21 protein-coding genes and 1 tRNA gene are annotated in these 24,599 nt (G+C 45.7%); 19 read left to right on the forward strand and 3 right to left on the reverse strand.

The annotated features are described in order from the left end of the window. The first annotated feature begins 29 nt into the window (after positions 1 to 29). Together MHI12_RS00830 and MHI12_RS00835 are read left to right on the forward strand one after the other, a co-directional pair. On the forward strand, positions 30 to 980 hold the full coding sequence (locus MHI12_RS00830) for a sugar phosphate isomerase/epimerase family protein (RefSeq protein WP_405171232.1): 951 nt from the start codon (positions 30 to 32) through the stop codon (positions 978 to 980). A gap of 255 nt (positions 981 to 1,235) precedes the next feature. Further along, the gene (locus MHI12_RS00835) at positions 1,236 to 2,987 is read left to right on the forward strand and encodes a hypothetical protein (RefSeq protein ID WP_405171233.1); all 1,752 of its coding nucleotides are present in this window, start codon (positions 1,236 to 1,238) and stop codon (positions 2,985 to 2,987) included. Positions 2,988 to 3,133: 146 nt separating this feature from the next. Here the strand turns inward: MHI12_RS00835 and MHI12_RS00840 are convergent, their stop codons facing one another. After that, positions 3,134 to 3,586, reverse strand: a complete 453-nt coding sequence (locus MHI12_RS00840) for a hypothetical protein (RefSeq protein WP_405171234.1) — start codon at positions 3,584 to 3,586, stop codon at positions 3,134 to 3,136. Between the two features lie 445 nt (positions 3,587 to 4,031). On the opposite strand from MHI12_RS00840, the gene MHI12_RS00845 reads away from it, so the two are divergent. From MHI12_RS00845 to MHI12_RS00890, 10 genes are all read left to right on the forward strand, one after another. After that, positions 4,032 to 5,765 (forward strand): tetratricopeptide repeat protein, encoded by a 1,734-nt coding sequence (locus tag MHI12_RS00845; RefSeq protein WP_405171235.1) that lies wholly within the window; start codon positions 4,032 to 4,034, stop codon positions 5,763 to 5,765. 171 nt (positions 5,766 to 5,936) lie between these two features. Then, entirely contained in the window at positions 5,937 to 6,896 is a 960-nt protein-coding gene (trxB, locus tag MHI12_RS00850; RefSeq protein ID WP_036674745.1) for a thioredoxin-disulfide reductase, read from the forward strand. 162 nt (positions 6,897 to 7,058) lie between these two features. Next, positions 7,059 to 8,090, forward strand: a complete 1,032-nt coding sequence (locus MHI12_RS00855) for an AI-2E family transporter (RefSeq protein WP_036616412.1) — start codon at positions 7,059 to 7,061, stop codon at positions 8,088 to 8,090. Between the two features lie 444 nt (positions 8,091 to 8,534). Beyond that, positions 8,535 to 9,485 carry an ROK family glucokinase gene (locus tag MHI12_RS00860; protein ID WP_062837749.1) on the forward strand — a complete coding sequence of 317 codons (951 nt, stop codon included), beginning with the start codon at positions 8,535 to 8,537 and terminating at the stop codon, positions 9,483 to 9,485. A gap of 51 nt (positions 9,486 to 9,536) precedes the next feature. Next, entirely contained in the window at positions 9,537 to 10,436 is a 900-nt protein-coding gene (gene rapZ / locus MHI12_RS00865; protein WP_017691251.1) for an RNase adapter RapZ, read from the forward strand. A 13-nt stretch (positions 10,437 to 10,449) separates the two neighbouring features. Then, positions 10,450 to 11,436 carry a YvcK family protein gene (gene yvcK, locus MHI12_RS00870; protein WP_017691250.1) on the forward strand — a complete coding sequence of 329 codons (987 nt, stop codon included), beginning with the start codon at positions 10,450 to 10,452 and terminating at the stop codon, positions 11,434 to 11,436. Positions 11,437 to 11,442: 6 nt separating this feature from the next. Continuing rightward, entirely contained in the window at positions 11,443 to 12,381 is a 939-nt protein-coding gene (gene whiA, locus MHI12_RS00875; RefSeq protein ID WP_036616210.1) for a DNA-binding protein WhiA, read from the forward strand. Between the two features lie 255 nt (positions 12,382 to 12,636). After that, positions 12,637 to 12,906 carry an HPr family phosphocarrier protein gene (locus MHI12_RS00880; RefSeq protein WP_017691248.1) on the forward strand — a complete coding sequence of 90 codons (270 nt, stop codon included), beginning with the start codon at positions 12,637 to 12,639 and terminating at the stop codon, positions 12,904 to 12,906. A 156-nt stretch (positions 12,907 to 13,062) separates the two neighbouring features. Next, positions 13,063 to 13,815 carry an SIMPL domain-containing protein gene (locus tag MHI12_RS00885; protein WP_405171236.1) on the forward strand — a complete coding sequence of 251 codons (753 nt, stop codon included), beginning with the start codon at positions 13,063 to 13,065 and terminating at the stop codon, positions 13,813 to 13,815. Positions 13,816 to 14,201: 386 nt separating this feature from the next. Continuing rightward, positions 14,202 to 15,299, forward strand: coding sequence for a stalk domain-containing protein (locus MHI12_RS00890; RefSeq protein ID WP_405171237.1), 1,098 nt, complete (start codon positions 14,202 to 14,204; stop codon positions 15,297 to 15,299). 166 nt (positions 15,300 to 15,465) lie between these two features. Here the strand turns inward: MHI12_RS00890 and clpP are convergent, their stop codons facing one another. Both clpP and MHI12_RS00900 read right to left on the reverse strand, forming a co-directional pair. After that, positions 15,466 to 16,062 (reverse strand): ATP-dependent Clp endopeptidase proteolytic subunit ClpP, encoded by a 597-nt coding sequence (gene clpP / locus MHI12_RS00895; protein ID WP_017691245.1) that lies wholly within the window; start codon positions 16,060 to 16,062, stop codon positions 15,466 to 15,468. Between the two features lie 176 nt (positions 16,063 to 16,238). Beyond that, positions 16,239 to 16,313 (reverse strand) — tRNA-Arg (locus MHI12_RS00900). A gap of 427 nt (positions 16,314 to 16,740) precedes the next feature. Between MHI12_RS00900 and MHI12_RS00905 the strand changes: the two genes are divergently transcribed. The 7 genes from MHI12_RS00905 (at position 16,741) to secG (ending at position 24,561) form a co-directional block, all read left to right on the forward strand. After that, positions 16,741 to 17,766, forward strand: a complete 1,026-nt coding sequence (locus tag MHI12_RS00905) for a sugar-binding transcriptional regulator (RefSeq protein WP_405171238.1) — start codon at positions 16,741 to 16,743, stop codon at positions 17,764 to 17,766. Positions 17,767 to 17,872: 106 nt separating this feature from the next. Next, positions 17,873 to 18,880 (forward strand): type I glyceraldehyde-3-phosphate dehydrogenase, encoded by a 1,008-nt coding sequence (gap, locus tag MHI12_RS00910; RefSeq protein WP_017691243.1) that lies wholly within the window; start codon positions 17,873 to 17,875, stop codon positions 18,878 to 18,880. Positions 18,881 to 19,031: 151 nt separating this feature from the next. Further along, positions 19,032 to 20,213 (forward strand): phosphoglycerate kinase, encoded by a 1,182-nt coding sequence (locus tag MHI12_RS00915; RefSeq protein ID WP_036674741.1) that lies wholly within the window; start codon positions 19,032 to 19,034, stop codon positions 20,211 to 20,213. A gap of 36 nt (positions 20,214 to 20,249) precedes the next feature. Continuing rightward, positions 20,250 to 21,002 carry a triose-phosphate isomerase gene (tpiA, locus tag MHI12_RS00920; protein WP_405171239.1) on the forward strand — a complete coding sequence of 251 codons (753 nt, stop codon included), beginning with the start codon at positions 20,250 to 20,252 and terminating at the stop codon, positions 21,000 to 21,002. 1 nt (position 21,003) lies between these two features. Continuing rightward, positions 21,004 to 22,548 (forward strand): 2,3-bisphosphoglycerate-independent phosphoglycerate mutase, encoded by a 1,545-nt coding sequence (gene gpmI, locus MHI12_RS00925; RefSeq protein WP_405171240.1) that lies wholly within the window; start codon positions 21,004 to 21,006, stop codon positions 22,546 to 22,548. A 281-nt stretch (positions 22,549 to 22,829) separates the two neighbouring features. Then, a complete protein-coding gene (eno, locus tag MHI12_RS00930) occupies positions 22,830 to 24,116 on the forward strand; it encodes a phosphopyruvate hydratase (protein WP_036616228.1) in 1,287 nt (428 codons plus the stop codon). A 211-nt stretch (positions 24,117 to 24,327) separates the two neighbouring features. Further along, positions 24,328 to 24,561, forward strand: a complete 234-nt coding sequence (secG, locus tag MHI12_RS00935; protein ID WP_036616231.1) for a preprotein translocase subunit SecG — start codon at positions 24,328 to 24,330, stop codon at positions 24,559 to 24,561. Positions 24,562 to 24,599 lie beyond the last annotated feature (38 nt).

A 24,599-nucleotide genomic window follows, 5' to 3' on the forward strand; every position in this document is an offset into this window, starting at 1 on the left:
TTTAGCCAGAGGGAGGAGAAGGAAAACAGATGCAGCACATAGACAAGGGCGAATACTCATTCTCGACATGTTGGAACATCAGGAAACATCCCGTCGGGGAAGATATGATTCGGGAGATTGCGGATCTCGGCTTTCGTCGGGTGGAGCTCAATTATAATGTGACGAAGGAGATGCTCACGACGATTGAGCCCATGATTGAGCGTGGAGAGATCGGGATTTCTAGTGTCCACAACACTTTTCCACATGACCCTGATCCAGACTACGGTACGGATTCCATCTTGCTTGGCTTCGAAGATGAAGTGAAACGTAAGCGGGCGATCGAATTGCTGGTAGAGTCGGCTGAATATGCCCAACGTTATGGTGGAGAAGCAGTTGTTGTACACCCGGGAGAGGTACCTTTTCCTGAGGATATCAGCAAAGACCTTGGAAAGATCTATAACGAGGAAGGTCCGGACTCACCGAAGTATCGCAGTAAATGGGCTGAATTGATGGAGCGGCGGGAAGCCCTCAGTTCAGGATATATAGAGAAAATTATCGCCAGTCTGGATGAGGTATGCAATCGGGCGGCAGCTAAAGGTTTGGATGTTCGTTTTGGCATCGAGACAAGATCCCGACCACAACAGATTCCTACCCTTGCCGAAGCTAAGACCATCATCACGGCCCTCAAAGGGGCTCCGGTTGGTATCTGGTACGATACCGGTCATGCCATCATGATGGACCGAATGGGCCTTTATGACAGTGTGGGAGAAATGCAAGGCCTGATGGATGATATCGTAGGGGTCCATATCCATGAGACACTTGGTCTCTCTGATCACTGGTGCCCGTATGTACACAGTAAAGATATGAACTTCTATGATGCCTATCTGCCGATGATTCGCCGGGCACAGGTGAAGGTGTATGAGTTGAAGTCTGCCTGTAAGGCAGAAGAGATCCATGAGAGTCATGACTTGCTTATGAAGAAGCTTGGAGTGACAGAGTAGGCGCGGTGATGTGGGAAACAGTTTGCATGTTCACAGCATGTGTTTAATGACTGTTTCTTCAGCGCGGAGAACCATAAATAATGTAGTAAAACAAGCACAGATTTTCTAGCGACTTATGTAGAAATATGATATATACTGACGAGAAAAATGAACTCACCTACGGGCGGTATGAGTAAGCTTCAGGTCTGAATTGAAGGCACTGAAGCAACATACTCCGCACATCGGGAGAATGCATTGGTATGGAGGGGACTGCACATGTACAAACAACTGGTGGACAGTAATGACAGAGCGGTAGAAAGAGGCATATCCCGACAGATGCTTGACCCGGAAAGCCGTTACTATGGAGGGACAATTGATCCCTTCACTGGTGTTGCCTGGGTCAACCATACGACTGGAACGCCCACGGATATGTGTTACTGGGGAGCTGCGCTCTCCAATCCGGACTCTATCTATTACCGGGATGAGTCGTTGTTAAATCGACTGCTGTTAGCTACGGAATTTGTACTCCGCTTCCAGCATGAAGACGGTTCAATATCGCCTGGCTGGACCAATTACCATTCCCCTCCGGATACCGCATTTGTCGTTGTAGGGTATTCACAGTTGTATCAGCTTCTTCAGCAGCAAGAATGGGAGCCGCTTCAACCTGTATTGAACAATATGAGGCTGTTTCTGGAACGGACAATCCCAACCATGCTTACAGGAGGTTGTCATACGCCCAATCATCGCTGGGTGCTATGCGCGGCGCTTGGTTTCCTGCATGAAATATTTGATCTGGAGGAAGCTGTGCAGCGTGCAGAGCAGTGGATGGATGAAGGAATGGATATTACACCTGATGGGGAGTGGACAGAACGGAGCAATGGGATATACAGTGCAGTTAGCGACATCATGTTAATCCATGCTGCGCGCCTGCTCAATCGTCCTGAACTGCTGGAACCGGTGAGGCTTAATCTCCGCATGATGGTGTATCTGGTCCATCCAACGGGTGAAATTGTTACAGATTATTCAGGGCGACAGGATCTGGGCAGTGTTCATGATCTGTCACCTTATTATCTGCCTTATGCCATTTTGGCTCGGCTGGACGGTGATCCACTCTTAGCCGGTATGGCAGCCTGGGCTGGAGATACATTGACCGATCCGGGAGTATGTTCGGTGAATACGCTCATTCGATTAATGCTTGAGCCGGAGCTTCAGCAGACGAATGGCACACATGATGCATTACCGGAACAGTATGAGGTCATGTTGAATGAACATTTTGTACGGGGCGAATATTTGGAGCAGATGGACTCAGTAGGGCATCACGGGCGGATCACTCACAGTCGGATGCATACGGATTTTGGTGCTCCGGTAGCCCGAATTCGGGATGGTGCTACAAGTGTGACTGTGATGACAGAAGTTCCTTCTTTCTTTGCGCTTCGTCATGGCAAGGTGCGCCTGCTGGCTGTGCAACTGGCCTCTTACTTTAATCCAGGGTATGTACCTATGCAGCAAATGACGAGGCTGCCCGAAGGGTATCGACTAACTGGTGAGCAGAAAAAAGGTTACTACGGCCCAATCCCTGCGAACCTGCTGCCAGAATCGGCTGCATCAGCCATCAGTCCATGGTACTTGTTACCTCATCAGAGTCGTCAGCTTACTCATGAGCAGACCTTCCGTGTAGGAGCAGAATTACAGCCAACGGAAAACGGATGGAACATGCATCTATCTGGACAGGAACCGGAGGACATTATGATGCAGTTGTCCTTTGTATTCGGAAGCGAAGGTGAGCTGACCTGTGAGGACGCGATTGAAACGAGTGAGGGTCACTACTTGTGGAAAGGCGGTACATTACGCTATACCTGCGGAGAAGACTGGCTGGAGATCACCGGGGGCGAGCTGGGGCATCTGGCTGCAACGGTACGTGAGGCAAAACTGCCGGACAAGTGTAAGGTTGTGCTGGTCAATTTCATGACGCCGTTTGATAAAACCATTCAAATTTCACTTTCTCCTTCGATGGCGTCGAAGATCTAGATTTATTAGATATTTAAGCCATAATAGTTAGAAGACCGAGCCCAAATGCTCGGTCTTCTTTTTTTTACGAATGACGAATGCTGCAATTAACGTTCTAAACTGATATTCCCACTGTCGAGCTCAGTCCAGTAATGTATGAACTAGTATCATTTCAGTTGCTCTAAAGCAGTTTCGATTGGTTTAGTGAACAGAGGATCATCCTTGGTTTTGCTCCAATAAACAATAAGAACATTTCCTTTCTCATATAGAAAAGGGAATGTTGTGAATTGGGCGCTCTCCATGTGTTTATTGAATTCTTTTGTCCCGTTGATGCGATCCTTTTCAGAATTGAAAATATAAAAATGTATAAATTCAGGGCTATAGGGTTCTTCTTCCACGGGCACTTCAACGGAATACACCTCAGGTACAACATCATTTAATTTTAAAGGATACCCGGTTATACCAAAGGACACTAAATCCAGTTCCTGAGACTCGAGCGCTCTCAGTACATCCTCTAATGTAAACTGATTTTCTATGTTTTCTATATCTTTTGAACATCCATTCAAAGCAAACAAGCATATTAAGATGAATATAAGTGGTTTTATCTTCGAGATCCTCAATATAACATCCCCTTAAAATAATAATGATGTGTCTTTATTTTTTATTACATACGCGAAAAAGAGGCTGACGGACAGAGCTAATATACGTTGTTGGATTTTTAATGGAGATAAACTACTAAAAAGGACAATAAGGATAATAATACCATATACCACTCATCTTATCATAACCAGACCGAATCCAGTTAGACGCCGCGTAACCGACAAGAATGGACTAATGCAATACTACAAAGAGAGTCTATGGCAAGTGAGTGTAGGAGTCTCTAGGTAAACATGGTTTTCTTTTGAATAAACAACGCTCCAAGGTGATAGGTTTCCGCAAAATGGAATATCATCTTCTTTTGCATTTTTTTCATAAACGACATGAAACTACATATTGAGAAGTGGGCCTTAAGATGTGGTATACTGAAGAGTATGAATGAAATGCAAAGAGGAGGTGCCTTGGAAGATGAAGGGCAAGCTAGTGCGGGCTGAGGGACACCTTGCCAATATTATACCGATTCACTTGGATGCTTCTTTCTTCTTTGAAAGAGCTGTCCGCTCGCTGGACCGTAATCATGTCGACAAGGCATTAAAATATTTTCGCAAAGCTGTTGAATACGAACCGGAAAATCCGGTAAATCATTGTAATATGGCGGGTATATTATCGGAGAAGGGGGATTACGAAGCCTCCAATGCCATTCTGGCTAACGTGCTGGAAGTGGTAGATCCGTCGATGACGGAATGTTATTTTTATATGGCGAACAATTATGCAAATATGGATCGGTTTGAGGAAGCCGAGCAAGCACTTGTTACCTATCTGGAGGAGGACACCCAAGGTCAGTTCATGACGGAAGCCGAAGAGATGATGGAGCTTCTGTATTATGAGCTGGATCGTCCGACCAAACTGAATCGAATCAAATCACGCAAAGGTGTAGTGGAGCACGATCAGGCACGGGAACTGCTGGAAGAAGGAAAATTTGCACAGGCTGCTGAATTGCTCGAAGGCATGTCTTCTGATTATCCTGATTACTTGGCTGCCCGTAACAATCTGGCACTCGCCTACTATTATATGGGTCTGTTTCCCAAAGCAAAAGAGACCATTGCCGAAGTGCTTGAACAGGAACCAGGTAATCTGCATGCACTCTGTAATCTGGCCATTTTCCATCAAAATGAGAACCGGGCTGATCAAGTGCTGCTTCTGATCAAAAAATTGCGGGTCATCGTGCCATTCCAGCACGAACAAGTCTACAAACTGGCGACAACGATGGGAATTCTGGGCCAACACGATACGGCTTACGTTCACTTCCGGCGTTTGCTCAAGGACGAAGAGACAGCTGCTGATCCGGCACTTGCTCACTATGCAGCCGTGGCGGCTTATAATACAGAACGTTATGATGCTGCTGAGCGTTTATGGCATCATGTGTCCAAGCTTGATCCGGGTTCCGAAGTATCCCGGTATTATCTGTCAGGTCTTGAGGCTGTAAAACAAGGCGAGCAAGAGCCAGAGAAGCTGAGTTATCACTATCATCTGCCATTTGATGAGCAGTTCAGACAGTGGGAGAACTATGGTAGTGGCATACCTGAAGAAATGAAGAATGATCCACTGATTCGCTCATCTTTCTTCTGGGCATTGCGTCATGGTGATCGGGCAACCAAGCTACAGGTTATTCATGCGCTTGGGATGATCGGTGATTATGAGGTGCAGCAGGCTCTGCAATCCTTTATTGAAGAGCCTGGAGAAGAACAGGATCTGCTTGAGGCAGCACAAACTGTACTGAACGGATTGAAATCGGCTGAACATGAGGATCGGAATTCTCAGGTGGTTCGACCCTTTTCTCCTGTAGCCTTGAAGTCTATTGGGAAGGTTCCATCCACATCAGAGCAATCGGACACTGGATCAATTTCCCATTGGCAGGCTGTTGTTGATCGTGCGTTACAGATGTCTGAAGCAAAGGCTGAGTTGCAACAAGAGATGGAACGGCTCTGGACGGATTATGTATCCCGGGTACATCCGGAGGTTCCCGGTACGAAGCAGATTGAGGGTTGGGCTGCAGGACTTGAATATTTGGCGGCGAAGAATCACAGTCGGCCCGTTACCTATCAAAGCATTGCTGAGCGGTACGGGATATCGGCATCAACGGTTAGCAAGTATGCTAAACAGATTCATTCGGTTTGTAACAGCAAGCCACCACTTGTATAGAAAGTTCGCTTCAACTCGTTTTCAGAAAGACATCATCAGGTGAAGGATACAACAACCGGGAAAACGGGTAAACTTAACGAATGGGCCTCGTAAACGCCTGTAGGATATCATCTTGGCAAGTTCATCGCTAGTACAACACATTCTCACCTTAATTAAGGAGGCTGTATCTATATGTCTAAATACAGAACGATTGTGATCGGAACGGGACCTGCGGGTCTGACAGCAGCGATATATCTGGCTCGTGCTAATCTGAAACCACTGGTTATCGAAGGTCTTCAGCCAGGTGGTCAATTGACGACGACAACGGAAGTTGAGAATTTCCCCGGTTTCCCGCAAGGTATCATGGGTCCGGAACTGATGGACAACATGCGTAAGCAAGCTGAACGTTTTGGAGCGGAATTCAAAAACGGTTGGGTGGAAGAGGTTGATTTCAGCAAACCGCCCTTTAAGGTCAAAGTTGGAGGAATCGGTGAACTGGAAGCTGAATCGATCATTATCTCCACAGGTGCTTCCGCTCGTTATCTTGGTATTCCGGGTGAGCAGGAAAATGTGGGACGTGGTGTAAGTACATGCGCGACATGTGACGGCTTCTTCTTCCGAGGTAAAAAAATCGTGGTCGTGGGTGGTGGAGACTCCGCGATGGAGGAAGCGAGTTTCCTGACTCGTTTTGCAACAGATGTGACGTTGGTTCACCGCCGGGATGAATTGCGTGCATCCAAGATTATGCAGGATCGGGCTCGCAGCAATGAAAAGGTGAAGTGGGCGCTGAACCGTACTCCACTCGAGGTCGTACCTGAAGCTCTGGGTGTCAAAGGGCTGAAGGTGCGCAACAACGAAACGGGGCAGGAAGAGTTGCTCGAAGCAGATGGCGTATTCGTTGCCATTGGTCACACACCGAATACCGGATTCCTGGGTAATGCGATCGCACTGGACGAACATGGCTATGTTGTTGTTAAACCGGGAACAACGGAGACCAATATTCCGGGTGTATTTGCCTGTGGTGATGTTCAGGATACGAAGTATCGTCAAGCCATTACGGCAGCTGGATCAGGATGTATGGCCGCGATGGATTGTGAGAAGTTCCTTGAAGGAAGCATTGTCCATGATTGGAGCGAAACGTTGGATAAATAAGCATTGCATGCGTGAGGTTAGGCATATGCTGGGAATAAGAGACAACGGGAAGTCTCATGAAATGAGAGAAGCCGGAAGGCTTCTCTTTTTTTGAAACTACAGTGGGCATGAGATCGTATACATATAGGGCATATTAGCTGTGAGGTGAAGATTTTGGGGGAAATGATAAAAGATTGGTTACAGAATGCGACAGTGAGACGATTTTTGATCCTGCTCTTGTTCTGTTTAATTTTGTTCAGTATGGGGAGTATGCTGCACATGATTCTGCTGTTGTTCCTGGTGACGTATGTCATGAACAGGTTACAGCATTTCATTACAGGTGGTTTGAATCGTTTGTTTCCAATCAATTATAAAGTTGTGGTCATCCTACTCTATATGATTGTGATCGCAGTCATTGTGCTTGGCATTTCCAGATATTCACCACGGATCGTGGATCAGGTCGTTCAGTTGACGAACGAGATTATGAAATTTCTGGATAGTGCAGACGGTGATAATTTTGCATCCAAAATTGCGGGTTATCTTCAATCCTTCGATATTAAAAATTACACCAATGATGCATTGAAATATATTTTCGCTTTGAGCAAATGGCTGGAGTTTATTCTGCTCGTCATCATTCTGAGTCTGTTCTTCTTGTTGCAGAAGCAGGAGATATCCAAGTTCACGTCCAAGTTTAAAACAAGTAAAATTGGATGGTTCTATAATGAAGTTGCTTATCTGGGAGACAAATTCGTGTCTTCTTTTGGTAAAGTCATTGAGGCACAGCTTCTTATTGCGGTGTTTAATACGGTGCTGACGATACTGGGCTTATGGATTCTGGGTTTCCCGTATCTGTTCGCTCTGACCATTCTGGTGTTCATGCTTAGTCTGGTTCCCGTTGCGGGGGTTATCATCTCACTTGTACCGCTCTGTCTGATTGGGTATCAGATGGGTGGACTGAAATTAAGCATTATTGTGATCATCATGATTATTGTTATTCATGCTTTGGAGACGTACTTCCTGAATCCAAAACTGATGGCACACAAGACCAAATTGCCAATGTTCTACACCTTTATCGTACTAATTCTGTCGCAACACTTTCTGGGGATCTGGGGACTGATCATTGGTATTCCGATCTTTGTTTTCCTGCTCGATATTCTGGATGTGAACAAGATGGAGAAGACGGAAGAGCCGGTACGTGTGGAAACGAAGTTATAACGTAGAAAAATCAACTGAGTCAGCCCAATTTCTACAATTTCAGATTTTCATAAAAGTAAGGGAGCCTTCCTGTGAATGGAAGGCTCCTTTTTTGTTGGCAATACCGCCATTAGATAGCTTTCTACATGAGAATGGCAGGTGGTGGGGTACATAAGATGAGTCACCACTCTGAGGGGACGATGTTGATCTTTTATGAATGGAACGAGTGAAGATGCAATATCATGAGTTGAGGCTTCCTCTGTTATGGAGGAAGGAATAAAGCGTGCGTTTATAAATGAAGGTATTAAGATGTATACGTATTCAAAAATGCTATGTGATGTGGTTCACAACCCTGGTGAAGCATGATGTGTGCAAGGTCTTATCGTCTTGACCCAGGCGTATCCTTCAATTATAGTTGGTACGTAGGACTTAAACTATTTTAGATAGATAAAGGTGGCTTGCAGCATGTCTGAGAAAATCTACGTTGGGGTCGATCTCGGCGGAACAGCAATCAAGGTCGGTATATGCGATGAACAAGGTCAGCTAATGCATACGTATGAAGGACCGACTGAAGTGGATAAGGGCGTCGACACGGTCATCGCCAACATCGAGAAGTATGTCCGACATATCGTAGCCGAATCACCTTACAGTTGGGAACAGCTTGAGGGTGTAGGTGCTGGAGTGGCCGGTTTCACGAATGTACGCGAGGGAATTATCGTTCATGCCCCTAACATCGGATTTCGGAATGTGGCCATTCGTTCGATTCTGGAAGAACGTCTGGGCAAGCCAATCAAAATAGATAACGATGCAAACGTAGCTGCACTGGGTGAAGTATGGGCAGGTGCCGGCAAAGGCGTAGACAACTGCGTATGCTATACACTCGGTACGGGTGTTGGCGGAGGTTTGATCTTGAATGGCAACATCTATCAGGGTTTCTCCGGTATGGCGGGAGAACTGGGTCATATCAGTGTTGTACCTGATCTGGAAGCCATCAAGTGCGGTTGTGGTAAAATGGGATGTGTAGAAACAGTATCGTCTGCAACAGGAATTATCCGTATGGCGAAGGATGCCGTAGAGCGCGGGGATCATACGTCACTGGCACTCGTCGACAAGATTGCAGCCAAAGAAGTATTTGATGCTGCCAAGGCAGGCGATGAAGTGGCACAACGCATTGTGAATCGTGCGGCCTTTTACCTGGGCAAATCCATGGCTACTGTAGCAGCTGTCATTAACCCGGAGATGTTCATTATTGGTGGAGGTGTATCCAAAGCGGGCAATTTCTTGTTTGATGAAATCCGTACCGTATTTGCTAAGCTGACACCGGAACCACTGCAAGAAGGGGTTCAGATTCTGGAAGCTACACTTGGTAATAATGCAGGTATTGTGGGTGCAGCAGGTCTTCTCTTGCGTTCCTAGTATCCTCGTAACAATATATGAAGACAGCAATATGATAAGGAGGGGACATTTATGCTTGAAGGTGAAGGATCACCAGGCACAGGCGCCACGCTCATTATCATTACGGGCATGTCCGGAGCAGGTAAAACCATTGCAGTACAAAGCCTTGAGGATCTGGGTTTCTTCTGTGTGGATAATCTGCCGCCGGTATTGATTCCAAAATTTGCGGAACTAATTGAACAGTCAAACGGCAAGATTGGTAAGGTTGCATTGGTTATCGATCTGCGCGGGCGTGAATTCTTTACGGCTCTGTCCGAGTCTTTGAACTATATTAAAGATCATTTTACCATTCATTGCGAAATTTTATTCCTGGATGCTACAGATTCTGTACTTGTTCAGCGTTACAAAGAAAGCAGGCGCAGACATCCTCTGGCTCCTGAGGGCATGCCGCTGGACGGCATCCGACTGGAACGCAAGATGTTGGAGGAACTCAAAAACTCTGCGACTCAGGTATTGAATACTAGTACAATGAAGCCTGCTCAACTGAAAGAACGCATCATATCCCGCTTTTCTCATCTGGAAAGCCAAATGTTGTCGGTGAATATTACGTCGTTTGGATTCAAGTATGGCATTCCGATTGATGCTGATCTGGTGTTTGATGTACGTTTTTTACCGAATCCGCATTATATTGATCATTTGCGACCAAATACGGGACAGAATAGTGATGTGTACGAATATGTTATGAAGTGGCCAGAGACACAGGCGTTTCTGACCAAGCTGCTGGATATGCTGCATTTCCTGATTCCGCAATACCGGAAGGAAGGCAAAAGCCAGGTTATTATTGGAATCGGCTGTACCGGAGGCAAGCATCGTTCGGTAGCAATATCGGAATATTTGGGCAAGATGTTGGGAAGCAGCGAGACAGAAGCTGTCACCGTGAGCCATCGCGACGCTGACCGGGACCGTCATTGAAGAGGGTGAAGGGATGAAAGAGGCCGGACCACGAAGAGAACGTCCGAGAATAGTTGTAATGGGCGGCGGAACCGGATTATCCGTGATGTTACGCGGTTTGAAAGAGAAGCCGCTGGATATCACGGCCATCGTCACGGTTGCAGATGACGGTGGAAGTTCAGGCATCCTGCGCAATGAGCTACAGATGCCGCCTCCGGGCGACATTCGCAACGTGCTTACGGCACTGGCTGATGTAGAACCATTGCTTTCAGATATGTTGAAGTACCGTTTCAATACAGGCGCGGGGCTTGCAGGCCACAGCTTGGGGAATTTGATTTTGGCTGCAATGACGGATATTTCGGGCGACTTTGTGACCGCAGTGCGGGAGCTTAGCCGCGTGTTTGCCGTTCGAGGTGAGGTATTGCCAGCCGCAGGCCAGGCCGTTGTGTTGCATGCCGAGATGGAAGATGGGACAATTATTACAGGTGAGTCCAAAATCCCTGAGGCGGGTGGACGCATCAAACGTGTTTTCCTTGAACCGGATCACGTGGAGCCGTTGCCAGAGGCAGTAGAGGCCATTCGTCAAGCTGATGCTATTCTGATCGGGCCAGGCAGTCTCTATACAAGCATCCTTCCCAATCTGCTCGTACCAAAGCTGGCTGAGGCTGTGGTAGAGGCTGATGCGGTGAAGATGTTTATCTGTAATGTTATGACACAGCCGGGAGAAACAGATAACTATACGGTAAGTGACCACCTTAAGGCGGTACACGAGCATATAGGTCATCAGCTCTTCGACTATGTTATCGTAAATAATGGTGATATTCCGCTGCAAGTGCAAAATAAGTATGCGGAAAAAGGAGCAAAACCGGTTGTACTGGATATGAATGTACTCGAAAGTGCTGGTTATCAGGTGGTTGCAGATACTCTTGTTCTGTTCAAAACCTATCTGCGTCATGATGCCGACAAGTTAAGTCATCACATCTACCAACTGGTACAAAATTGGATGTTACGGAAGAGGTGAAGTCCCATGTCGTTTGCAGCACAGACCAAAAAAGAATTAACCATGATCGAGAGCGAACCGTGCTGCGAAAAGGCGGAACTTTCAGCCCTCATCCGTATGCTTGGTGCAGTGCAGTTATCGAATAAAAAAGTGATCTTGGATATTTCGACGGAGAATGCCGCGATTGCAAGACGGGCATACTCTCTGCTTAAAAAGCATTTTCAAGTGCATACGGAATTACTGGTCCGCAAAAAAATGCGGCTGAAAAAGAACAATGTATATATTGTTCGTATTCCAACCATGGTACAGGAGATTCTCAATAGTCTTCATATTGTATCTGAGGGCTTTCTCTTTACCCCAGGGATCAGTACGGAGTTGTTTCAGCAAAACTGTTGTAAACGGGCCTATCTTCGCGGTGCATTTCTCGCAGGTGGATCGGTTAATAACCCGGAAGGTTCTTCCTACCATCTGGAGATTGCGTCCATGTATGAGGAGCACTGTCAGGCACTAGTTGACCTGGCCAATGAATTTCATCTGAATGCACGGTGTATAGAACGGAAAAAAGGATTCATCCTATACATTAAGGAAGGCGAGAAAATCATTGAGCTGCTCAGCATCATTGGTGCTCATCAGGCCTTGTTCAAGTTTGAAGATGTACGAATTATGCGAGACATGCGTAACTCCGTTAACCGAATTGTCAATTGTGAGACCGCCAACCTGAACAAAACCATTGGAGCGGCGGTAAGACAAATCGATAATATCCGGTTGTTACAAAAGGAAGTTGGTCTGGAATCGTTGCCTGAGAAGCTTCGAGAAGTGGCGGAGGTTCGACTCGCTCATCCGGATATTAACTTGAAGGAAGTTGGCGAGCTCCTTAAAGGTACAGTCAGCAAGTCAGGAGTGAACCATCGGCTTCGTAAAATTGATGAGCTGGCTGAGAAAGTACGCACAGAACGTTATGGTTAAGACGGAGTAGGGTAAAGTAACAAGGTCGGCTGTTTCTGTTGAACAGAAGGGTCGGGAAAGTTAACCGCTAAGGGTCTAGGGGACTTACTTAGGTCATTGGATGCGCTGTGCAAAAGATGAAATTAGGGCAAGATAATGTCCGTCAAAGCACCCTGAGTTTTTTCTTCTAGTGTCCTGCACGGGTTAATGGTATAATGTTGTATAAATATAATTGTGTATTTAATGTCCAGATTTCATAATAGGGGGTAAGTTTCCATGACAAAGCACCCGGTAGTTGTCCGTTTGAAAACGGGTCTCCATGCCAGACCTGCGGCACTGTTCGTTCAAGAAGCGAATAAGTACTCGTCTGAAGTGTTCGTCGAGAAGGACGACAAAAAAGTTAATGCAAAAAGTATCATGGGGATCATGAGCCTTGCAATTAGCACAGGTACGGAAATCCAGATTAGTGCAGAAGGCGCGGATGCCGAACAGGCTGTAAACGCTTTAGTTAGTCTGGTAAGCAAGGAAGAGCTCGAAAACCAATAAGATATGATCAATCCAATGAAGAAGTCCCGAAAGGGGCTTTTTTGCGTTTTTCACGTTTATGCTATCGTCAAGTGCAACATTATGGAATTTGTCCCGTCTGTTAAGGTATCAAATCGATTAAAGTTTGAGATGTTAACACATAAGGAGGCTATCGTGATGGGTAAACAATGGATGAAACCGTTTGGTGCGGTGCTGGTGGCAAGTACGTTGCTTGTTGGAGGAACAGCATGGGTTGCACCAGGTAACTATGCTTACGCTGCAGAGGTTCAGGGAGTACAACAGAATGTGATTAATGTTGTGGGTAAAGGTGAGATTCAGGTGAAGCCTGATATCGCTTATCTGTCCATTGGTGTGAACAGTACTGCAGAGACAGCTGCATCTGCTCAAAAAGCGAATGCTGCCAAAGTTCAAAAGGTATCCAACTTGCTGAAGAATACGTGGAAGATCAGTGCAGATGACATCCAAACCAGTCAGTTCTCTGTACAACCTAACTATACGTATAGCGAAAAAGACGGACAACAAAATAAAGGTTATACAGCGCATCATACGCTGACTGTCACATATCGTGAGATGGATAAGATCGGCGAGTTGCTCGATGCTGCTTCGGGTGCGGGTGCCAACAATATTGAAAACGTGCGCTTTACTGTAGAAAATCCGGAAAGTTATGAATCCCAAGTGATTGAAAAAGCTGTGGCCAATGCGGATGTCAAAGCGGGCGCCATTGCAAAAGCAGTTAAACGTCAACTCGGTGCTGTTCTTTCCGTAAGCCAAGGTGATGCCAATGTGCCTGTATTCTATGCAAGCGAGGCGTTGATGTCCAAAGCACAAGATACAGCAGGTGGCACTGAGATTGAAACAGGCCAGGTTAAAGTAAGCACAATCCTGAATATCACGTATGAAATGAAATAAAAGATCGAACTAAGGACTGTAAGCTCAGAAACCTTTTCAAATGTCATTTGAAGGGTACAGCGAAATAATGACAAAGACTTTGTCCTGTGGACAGAGTCTTTTTTTGTTGGAAAAGCAAACTTTGATGAAGTTAGATAGGAGGGAACTTTATTCGAAGCAACATGAAATGCTGTTTATTGGTATCTTTTTTGTATAGTTGTTCGTGACAAAACGGTCATATCCCGTTATATTTTCGGTCTGATATTCATCAACATTGTAACTCGAGCTGTAAACCTTTCCGAAATCGGGTTAATTATAATAGAGAGGTGAGCGTATGAGATATGCGATCAGGTCAGGATTACATACGCAATGATCCCTAATTGTGAATTCAGAGAGGAGTTTTATATATGACACCATGGAAAAAATGGACAAGTGCGTTGCTAGCGGCAGGAATTATTGTAGGTAGCGGTTCGGTGTGGCAGGATAGTTCGGTTCAAGCAGCATCGGTATCCTCGAAAGTGACAACCCCGGCTGAGGTAACTCTGAAATCGGGTGGAAAAACACTGACTCAAAAAGGACTTCTTCAAGGTGGCTCAACTTGGGTATCTCTTACTGCAGTTAAAGATGTGGCAGGTGGAACCCTGAAATATGATGCGAAAACCAAAGAGTACGCTTTGACAGCAGCCAATAACACGATGACAATTAGTCTTATGGACGGTCAACCAAGTGTCAGAATCAACAACTATTATCCTCAAGTGGACGCAAAGCTGATCAACGGCAGATTATATATTCCATTCTCAGCAATGAGAGATTATCTGGGTGTACAGGGGAATTGGGATGGCAAAACCAAAACGTTGACACTCAGCAAAGTGAAACAAAATAACGTTAAAATTAAAGCAGCAACAGTTAATGTTACTGTAAAAAATGCTGAAGTAGATGTTCAATATCCACAGGTGAGTGGACTTGCCAGCAAAGAAGCTGAAGCAGCGATCAACAAAGTGCTGAAAGACGAAGTGGATGCTTATGTAGCTGACTTCAAGAAACAGACATCTGAATTCGGCGGTGCTACAGCCAACCGTCCATATGCATTTGAGAGCTCTTATGTAGTGACGTACAACGAAAAAGGCGTGCTGGGACTCATTACACAACGATACGAAGATTATGCTGGCGCTCATGGTATGACATACCGTACGGGCCACACCTTTGCACTGGACACAGGTAAGGAGCTTACATTAGATGATGTGCTGCAAAATAACAAAACCATGCGTGAGACGTTGGGTAAAAAAGTGGGCGAGCAACTGAAAGCCCGCGGTGGATACCTCGATGGGTATAAAGGGTTAAATAAAGATCAGGATTTCTATGTTACACCAACGGGTGTAGTTGTGTTCTTCCAGTTGTATGAATATACGGCATACGCAGAGGGCTTCCCTGAAATGCCATTTACGTATAAAGAGATTCTTCCTAAAGGCACAGAACCATTTAGCGATGTAACGGGAACCAAATAAAGAATCATTATTATGCACTCTTAAGTTATTTTTCTTATAAAATGAAAAAAGAAGCCCTCATCATGATCATGATGAGGGCTTCTTCTCGTATAGACAACACAATGAGGTGTTGCTGATTACGTTAGGTATTGATATATTAACGCGTAGACCGTGGTCTAACTAACACTTAGATTCCTTGGGAACCTACGTTTTCAATAACTTTATCAATGATACCGTAATCGGCAGCTTCAGCAGCACTCATGAAGTAGTCACGATCTGTATCTTTCTCAATCCGCTCTAGCGGTTGACCTGAACGCTCAGAGATGATGCGGTTCAATGTATCACGCATTTTCAGGATGCGGCGAGCACGAATTTCGATGTCGGAAGCTTGACCTTGAGCACCACCAAGTGGTTGGTGAATCATGATTTCACTGTTAGGCAACGCAAAACGTTTCCCTTTTGCACCGGCATTCAACAAGAATGCACCCATGGAAGCGGCCATACCTACACAGATGGTAGATACATCCGGTTTGATGAATTGCATTGTATCGTAAATCGCCATACCGGCTGTAATCGATCCGCCTGGGCTGTTGATGTATAAGTGAATGTCTTTCTCCGGATCTTCCGCAGCCAGGAACAACATCTGTGCCATAATGGCATTAGCCACTACGTCATTAACATCGCTACCAAGGAAAATAATACGATCCTTCAGCAATCTGGAGTAGATGTCGTAGGCGCGCTCACCCCGGTTGCTCTGTTCAACGACCATTGGAATAAAACTCACGTGAAAAACCTCCTCGGAATGTAAATGTTATTGGTGTTTATACTTAAACTGTTACCGTATTACCCACATAATAAACAATTCCAAACAAAAAGTCAAAGAAAGTCAAACTAACTTGCAAAAAAAAGAAACCTTTCCGGTTTCATTGGTTAAATGGGTTATGAGCTGTTAAATAAAAATGGCGCGCCCGCCAAGAATCGAACTTGGATCTCAGGCTTCGGAGGCCTACGTCATATCCATTGGACCACGGGCGCACATTATGTGACAGCAATAATGATTATAGCTCATGGAATATTTAATTGCAAGCAGTTCGTTATGTATGTTGGTTTGGATTGAGCTAAAAATGATCATGATGAAGAAGAGTGGATAAAGAGTACATTTAAGTAAATGCTATTAGAGGTTTTGGACATGCCGTATGGAATGTGATTCTGAGCGATATGTAGATTGAATTCATTTGTTTCTTCTATATATGGTATGCGTGAGCTAGTCCTTGATCATGGAAGTCTAGGATTGTGAAAATAGGCGCGTACAAACGCTGAATGCGTGTCGAAATAACACGTTGAAACACTTGCATGTCACGTCAGTTTTAGGTAGAATAGACGTGGGACTTAAAAAGTTAACCCGGGACGTTTTAGGGCCACGAAAGAGAGCTTAGAACGAGAACTTGCGGGAGTGGAAAGCATGCGAACGATTTTAGAAGTACAAAAGCAGCTTCTGCCTGATCTCATGGATATCTTGAAAAAGAGGTATACGATTCTGCAACAGATCATGTTATCGGATGTGATCGGACGGAGAACGTTAGCTAATTCCATGCAGATGACCGAGCGGGTTCTGAGGGCTGAGACCGATCTGTTAAAGGCTCAGGGACTTATTGAAATTGACAGTGCAGGAATGAAGATCAGCGAGGCAGGGTATGATTTGCTGCAGCAGTTAGAGCCCGTAGCCAAAGAGTTGTTCGGATTATCCGAGCTGGAAGAGCGCATCAAGCAAGCCTACGGTCTGCAAAAGGTAGTTGTGGTTCCTGGCGATTCGGACGTTTCTCCATTTGCCAAAAGGGAACTGGGCAGAGCCGGAGCGAAGGCTCTCGGCAATATCATGAGTGACAACGACGTTGTCGCCGTTACTGGCGGTTCAACAACGGCCGAAGTCGCAGAACAACTAAATCCGCCAACATCGCTCAAAGGTGTCTGGTTCGTACCAGCACGCGGTGGACTTGGAGAAAGCCTTGAAATTCAGGCAAATACGATCGCATCCACAATGGCAAAACGGGTAGGGGCGCAATACAAACTCCTGCATGTACCGGATTTGCTCAGTGATCATGCCTATGAATCATTAATCCAGGACCCTAGTGTTCAGGAGATTCTGCAGCTGATCAGGCAATCACGGATTGTTATTCATGGAATTGGTGATGCCGTAGAGATGGCCAAAAGACGCAAACTTGCGACGGAGATTATAGATGAACTTCAGGAGCAAGGGGCCGTATCTGAATCTTTCGGTTATTACTTTAATGATCAGGGTAAGGTGGTACATACCATGCTTACACTGGGTATGCGACTTCAGGATATTGAACGAACCGATGTTGTGATTGGAATTGCAGGTGGCAAAAGCAAAGCTGCTGCTATACATTCCGTGTTACGATTTGGTCAGGAAGATGTTCTGATTATTGATGAGGCTGCTGCCGAAGTCATCGTTGCTGAAATGGAATAAGGTTTTACTTTGCATCACAACTATTGTTGTCTTGACGGACTTCACCGTCTGTCTTGAATATATAAGTTTCATAAAAAATTAATCAAAACTTGGGAGGAACTTACTCATGATTAAAGTAGGTATTAACGGTTTTGGACGTATTGGACGCTTGGCATTCCGCCGTATTCAAAATGTAGCAGGCATCGAGGTAGTAGCAATCAACGACTTGACTGACGCTAAAATGCTCGCTCATTTGCTCAAATATGATACAACTCAAGGTCGCTTCGATGGCGATGTTGAAGTACACGATGGCTTCTTCAAAGTGAACGGCAAAGAAGTTAAAGTATTGGCTAACCGTAACCCAGAAGAACTTCCTTGGGGCGACCTGGGCGTAGATATCGTTCTGGAATGTACTGGTTTCTTCACAACTAAAGAAGCAGCTGAGAAACACTTGAAAGGTGGAGCTAAGAAAGTTGTTATCTCCGCACCAGCTACTGGCGACATGAAAACCATCGTTTACAACGTAAACCATGAAATCCTCGACGGTACTGAAACTGTAATCTCCGGCGCATCTTGCACAACAAACTGCCTGGCACCTATGGCAAAAACATTGCAAGACAAATTCGGAATCGTTCAAGGTTTGATGACTACAATTCACGCTTACACTGGCGACCAAAACACGTTGGATGCTCCACACCCTAAAGGTGACTTCCGTCGTGCTCGCGCAGCAGCTGAAAACATCATCCCTAACACAACTGGTGCTGCTAAAGCAATCGGTCTGGTAATCCCAGAACTGCAAGGCATCCTTGATGGTGCAGCTCAACGTGTACCAGTAGCTACTGGTTCCCTGACTGAGCTCGTAACTGTTCTGAACAAAAAAGTAACTGCTGAAGAAGTTAACGCAGCTATGCAAGAAGCTTCCGATCCAGAAACTTTCGGATACACAGAAGACGAAATCGTATCTTCCGATATCCAAGGAATCACTTTCGGTTCCCTGTTTGATGCAACTCAAACTAAAGTTCTGACTGTTGGCGACCAACAATTGGTTAAAACTGTAGCTTGGTATGACAATGAAATGTCCTACACTGCACAATTGGTTCGCACTTTGGAGCACTTTGCAAAAATGATTAAGTAATATCTGCAATAACATAGAGCGGAAACAGATGCTATATTGTTTCCGCTCTTTATATATCTACATTTTGCAAATTTCTCAAAAACACCAGGATTGACGAGGGATTTTAGCTCTTGATTGGTCCACCAAATACATGGGTGCGGAGGAAATACAGATGAACAAAAAAAGTGTACGCGATATCGAATTGACAGGAAAACGGGCTTTTGTCCGTGTAGATTTCAATGTGCCGCTCGAAGATGGTAAAATTACAGATGACAAACGTATTCGTGCAACGCTTCCTACAATCAACTTCTTGATTGAAAAAGGCGCTAAAGTCATTTTGGCAAGCCACATGGGTCGTCCTAACGGCGAAGTGGTTGAATCCTTGCGTTTGACTCCAGCAGCTGAGCGTTTGTCTGAATTGCTTGGTAAAACAGTAGTTAAAGCTGACGATTCCGTTGGTGACGCTGTTAAAGCTCAAATCGCTGAACTGAACAATGGCGACGTATTGTTGCTTGAAAACGTTCGTTTCCACGCAGGCGAAGAGAAAAACGATCCGGAACTGGCAAAACAATTTGCTGAACTGGCTGACGTTTTCGTTAACGATGCGTTTGGCGCGGCTCACAGAGCACATGCTTCGACTGAAGGAATCGCTCACTTGCTTCCAGCAGTGTCCGGTTTGTTGATGGAGAAAGAACTTGAAGTGTTGGGTAAAGCAATCTCCAACCCTGAGCGTCCTTTCACAGCTATCATTGGTGGATCCAAAGTTAAGGACAAAATCGATGTAATCGACAACCTGCTGAACATTGCAGACAACGTAATCATCGGTGGCGGTCTGACTTACACGTTCTTCAAAGCACAAGGACATGAAATTGGACAATCCTTGCTGGATGATTCCAAACTTGATGTTGCTCTCGGTTTTATCGAAAAAGCGAAAAAATTGGGAAAAAACTTCTACCTGCCGGTAGATATCGTAGTGTCTGACGATTTCAGTGCGAAAGCAAACACACAAATCGTTGACATCGATGGTATCCCAGCAGATTGGGAAGGTATCGACATCGGTCCTAAAACACGTGAGATCTATGCTGATGTAATCAAAAACTCCAAATTGGTTGTGTGGAACGGACCAATGGGCGTATTTGAAATCGAGCCATTCTCCCACGGTACTCGTGCAGTAGCGGAAGCTTGCGCTGAGACAGAAGCTTACACTGTAATTGGTGGCGGTGACTCCGCAGCAGCAGCTGAGAAGTTCAAATTGGCTGACAAAATGAACCACATTTCTACAGGTGGCGGTGCATCGCTCGAGTTCATGGAAGGTAAAGTACTTCCAGGCGTAGTGGCGTTGAACGACAAGTAAGTTTTAGTAGTCTATAGCATGAAGGAGTTGAAACCCATGAGAACACCGATTATCGCAGGTAACTGGAAAATGTTCAAAACGGTTTCCGAATCCAATGACTTCATTCAGGAAGTTAAAGGAAAAGCGGAAGTTGAAGGCGTGGAGACTGTAATCTGCGCACCGTTTACAAATCTGCCATCCCTGGTAGAAGCCGTTAAAGGCACAAACATCAAAATTGGTGCACAAAATCTTCACTTTGAAGACAACGGTGCATTCACAGGTGAAATCAGCGGCGTGATGCTGAAAGACCTGGGTGTGGATTATGTCATTATTGGTCACTCGGAGCGCCGTCAATATTTTGCGGAAACCGATGAGACTGTTAATAAAAAGTTGCATGCAGCATTCCGTCACGGATTGACTCCAATCTTCTGCCTGGGTGAGACGCTTGAAGAGCGTGAAGCGAACCAAACAAAAGACGTATGCAAAGTGCAAACAGTAGCTGCTTTTGCAGGTCTGTCTACAGAGCAAGCGGCACAAGTTGTTATCGCTTATGAGCCAATCTGGGCGATTGGTACAGGCAAATCTTCCACTTCCCAAGATGCGAATGAAGTTATTGCTTACATCCGTACGCTGGTGAAGGATCTGTACAACGAGACGGTTGCGAATGCAGTTCGTATTCAATACGGCGGCAGTGTTAAACCGGAGAACGTAACAGAATACCTCGGACAAAGCGACATCGACGGCGCACTTGTTGGCGGTGCCAGCTTGCAGCCGGCTTCGTTCATCGCGCTTGTTGAGGGGGCGAAGTAAGATGATAGCTCCAAAACCTGTAGCACTGATCATCATGGATGGCTTTGGTCTGCGTAACACGGTGGAAGGCAATGCGGTAGCGCAAGCCAAGAAACCGAACTACGACCGTTTTATGAGCCAATTCCCACATACAACTCTGACTGCTTGCGGTGAAGCTGTAGGTTTGCCAGAAGGGCAAATGGGAAATTCCGAGGTAGGTCACCTGAACATTGGTGCCGGCCGGATCGTATACCAGGATTTGACCCGTATCTCCAAATCCATTCGTGACGGCGAGTTCTACGACAATGAAACACTTGTCAAAGCGGTTCGCGAAGCGAAACAAAGCGGCAAAAAGCTTCATCTCTACGGCTTGTTGTCCGATGGCGGCGTACATAGTCACATCGACCACCTGTTTGCTATGCTGGATCTGGCCAAAAAAGAAGGAATGAATGATGTATATATTCATGCTTTCATGGATGGCCGTGATGTTATGCCAGACAGTGGTAAAGACTTCATGCAGAAGCTGATCGCTAAGATTGAAGAAGTTGGTGTAGGTAAAATCGCAACGGTTCAAGGTCGCTATTACGCGATGGACCGTGACAAACGTTGGGAACGGGTTGAGAAATCATACCGCGCCATCGTTTATGGAGATGGACCAAAATACACTGACCCACTCAAAGCGGTTGAAGAATCGTATGAGAAATCCGTATTTGATGAATTCGTTGAACCAACGGTTATCGTCAAAGCGGATGGTGAGCCGGTAGGTTTGGTTGAGAGCGGCGATTCCGTTATCTTCCTCAACTTCCGTCCTGACCGTGCGATCCAGTTGTCGCAAGTATTCACGAACCAGGATTTCCGCGGTTTTGATCGTGGTCCGAAGTTCCCTGTGGGCTTGCACTTTGTATGCTTGACTTTGTTCAGCGAGACAGTTGAAGGTTATGTGGCTTATTCGCCGAAGAACCTCGACAACACCCTGGGTGAAGTCCTGGTACAGAACAATAAAAAACAACTGCGTATTGCAGAAACTGAGAAATACCCGCACGTTACCTTCTTCTTCAGCGGCGGTCGTGATGTGGAGCTTCCGGGCGAAACTCGCGTACTGATCAACTCACCAAAAGTTGCAACGTATGATCTGCAACCAGAGATGAGTGCGTATGAAGTAGCTGACGCATGTGTTCGCGAGATCGAAGCAGACAAACATGACGCCATCATTCTGAACTTTGCTAACCCTGACATGGTTGGACACTCCGGCATGCTGGAGCCTACCATCAAAGCGGTTGAAGTAACAGATGAGTGCATGGGCCGTGTTGTGGATGCAGTACTTGCCAAAGGCGGCGTTGTACTGATCACGGCGGATCATGGTAACGCGGATATGGTGTTCGATGAGAAAGGACGTCCGTTCACAGCTCATACAACGAACCCGGTTCCATTCATCGTTACGGATGCAAATGTAACCTTGCGTGAAGGCGGAATCCTGGCAGATATCGCGCCAACGATCCTTGACCTGATGCAATTGCCTAAACCGGCTGAGATGACAGGTACATCCGTCATCGCTACCCGTAAATAAGTTACGCAACAACATATATGAAATTGGGAAGTTTGGAGTTTACCCTCGAACGAAGGAAGCAGAAATTGTCCGAAGAAGCAACGCTAAAAGCTTTCTGAAAGAAAGCTGGCTTCGTAAGCAAAGGCTTCGCCTTTATCACATGATTCCAACTTATGAAAATAAGTTCAAAGGAATCAGGGGATAACAGCGATCAAAGGACAATTCTGCTGACGTAGTGGAAAAGGGAAAACACAAGTGGTCCTAATTTATAATAAATTTAAATTTAAAGGAGATTATCACAAATGACTATTATTTCTGACGTGTACGCTCGCGAAGTCCTCGACTCCCGCGGTAACCCTACAGTAGAAGTTGAAGTATACCTGGAGTCCGGCGCAATCGGACGCGCAATCGTTCCATCTGGTGCATCCACTGGTGCCCACGAAGCCGTTGAGCTTCGCGATGGTGACAAATCCCGTTACCTCGGTAAAGGCGTTCTGCAAGCTGTTAAAAACGTAAACGAAACAATCGCTCCAGAAGTTATCGGTATGGATGCATTGGATCAACTGGGTATCGACAAATTGATGATCACTTTGGATGGTACGCCAAACAAAGGTAAACTGGGTGCTAACGCAATCCTGGCTGTATCCATGGCAGTAGCTCGCGCAGCTGCTGACGCTCTGGACCTGCCATTGTACGTTTACCTGGGCGGATTCAACGCTAAAGCATTGCCAGTACCAATGATGAACATCATCAACGGTGGTGAGCATGCTGACAACAACATCGACGTTCAAGAGTTCATGGTTCTTCCAGTTGGAGCACCAAGTTTCAAAGAAGCTCTTCGCGTAGGTGCAGAGATCTTCCACAACTTGAAATCCGTATTGAGCTCCAAAGGCTTGAACACAGCTGTAGGTGACGAAGGTGGTTTCGCACCGAACCTTGGTTCGAACGAAGAAGCAATCACTACAATCATCGAAGCAATTGAAAAAGCTGGTTACAAACCAGGCGTTGACGTATTCTTGGGTATGGACGTTGCTTCCACTGAGTTCTACAAAGATGGTAAGTACACACTTGCTGGCGAAGGTAAATCTTACACTTCCGCTGAGTATGTTGACCTTCTGGCTTCATGGGTTGAGAAATACCCAATCATCACAATCGAAGATGGTATGTCCGAAGATGACTGGGATGGTTGGAAATTGCTCACTGAGAAATTGGGAGACAAAGTACAACTCGTTGGTGATGACCTGTTCGTAACAAACACTGAGCGTCTGGGCAGAGGTATCAACGAAGGTATCGGTAACTCCATCCTGATCAAAGTTAACCAAATCGGTACATTGACTGAAACATTTGATGCAATCGAAATGGCTAAACGCGCAGGATACACAGCTGTAATCTCTCACCGTTCTGGTGAGTCCGAAGACAGCACAATTGCTGATATCGCTGTTGCAACTAACGCTGGTCAAATCAAAACGGGTGCTCCTTCCCGTACAGACCGTATCGCGAAGTACAACCAATTGCTCCGCATTGAGGATCAACTGGGTGAACTGGCTCAATACAATGGTCTTAAAGGATTCTACAACCTTAAAAAATAAGCTGGATATCCAGCTTTTACGGGCAAGCCGGGTAACCGGCTTGTCTTTTTTATTGCAACGAAGTAATGGTATAACGTAAGGATCACACAGATGGTGAAATTTAGGGCATCGTATAAACTGTACTACTTGTAGTACAACCATAGCTATGTTACAATTAAAGTAACTGTTTTTATGGTGAGATGTATGCCCACATGGGTAGGAGGTGGAAAGAATGGATATTGCTTTGAAATTGCTGCTCGTTGTTTTCTCGATCGGTCTAATCACTGTAGTATTGCTGCAGCACGGGAAAAGCGCTGGTTTGGCGGGTGCCATCTCCGGTGGTGCGGAACATCTTTTCGGTAAAACGAAAGCGCGCGGATTGGATCTCTTCCTGCAACGTGCAACGGTGGTACTGGGTGCAGGATTTATGATTTTGTCTATTGTTGTTACGGTGGTTTCCAAGTAAGATTCGGAACTGCTGTTCAATGAATAGCTTAAGCTAAT

This window comes from Paenibacillus sp. FSL H8-0280, assembly GCF_045040665.1.
GTDB classification, from domain to species: Bacteria; Bacillota; Bacilli; order Paenibacillales; family Paenibacillaceae; genus Paenibacillus; species Paenibacillus xylanexedens_A.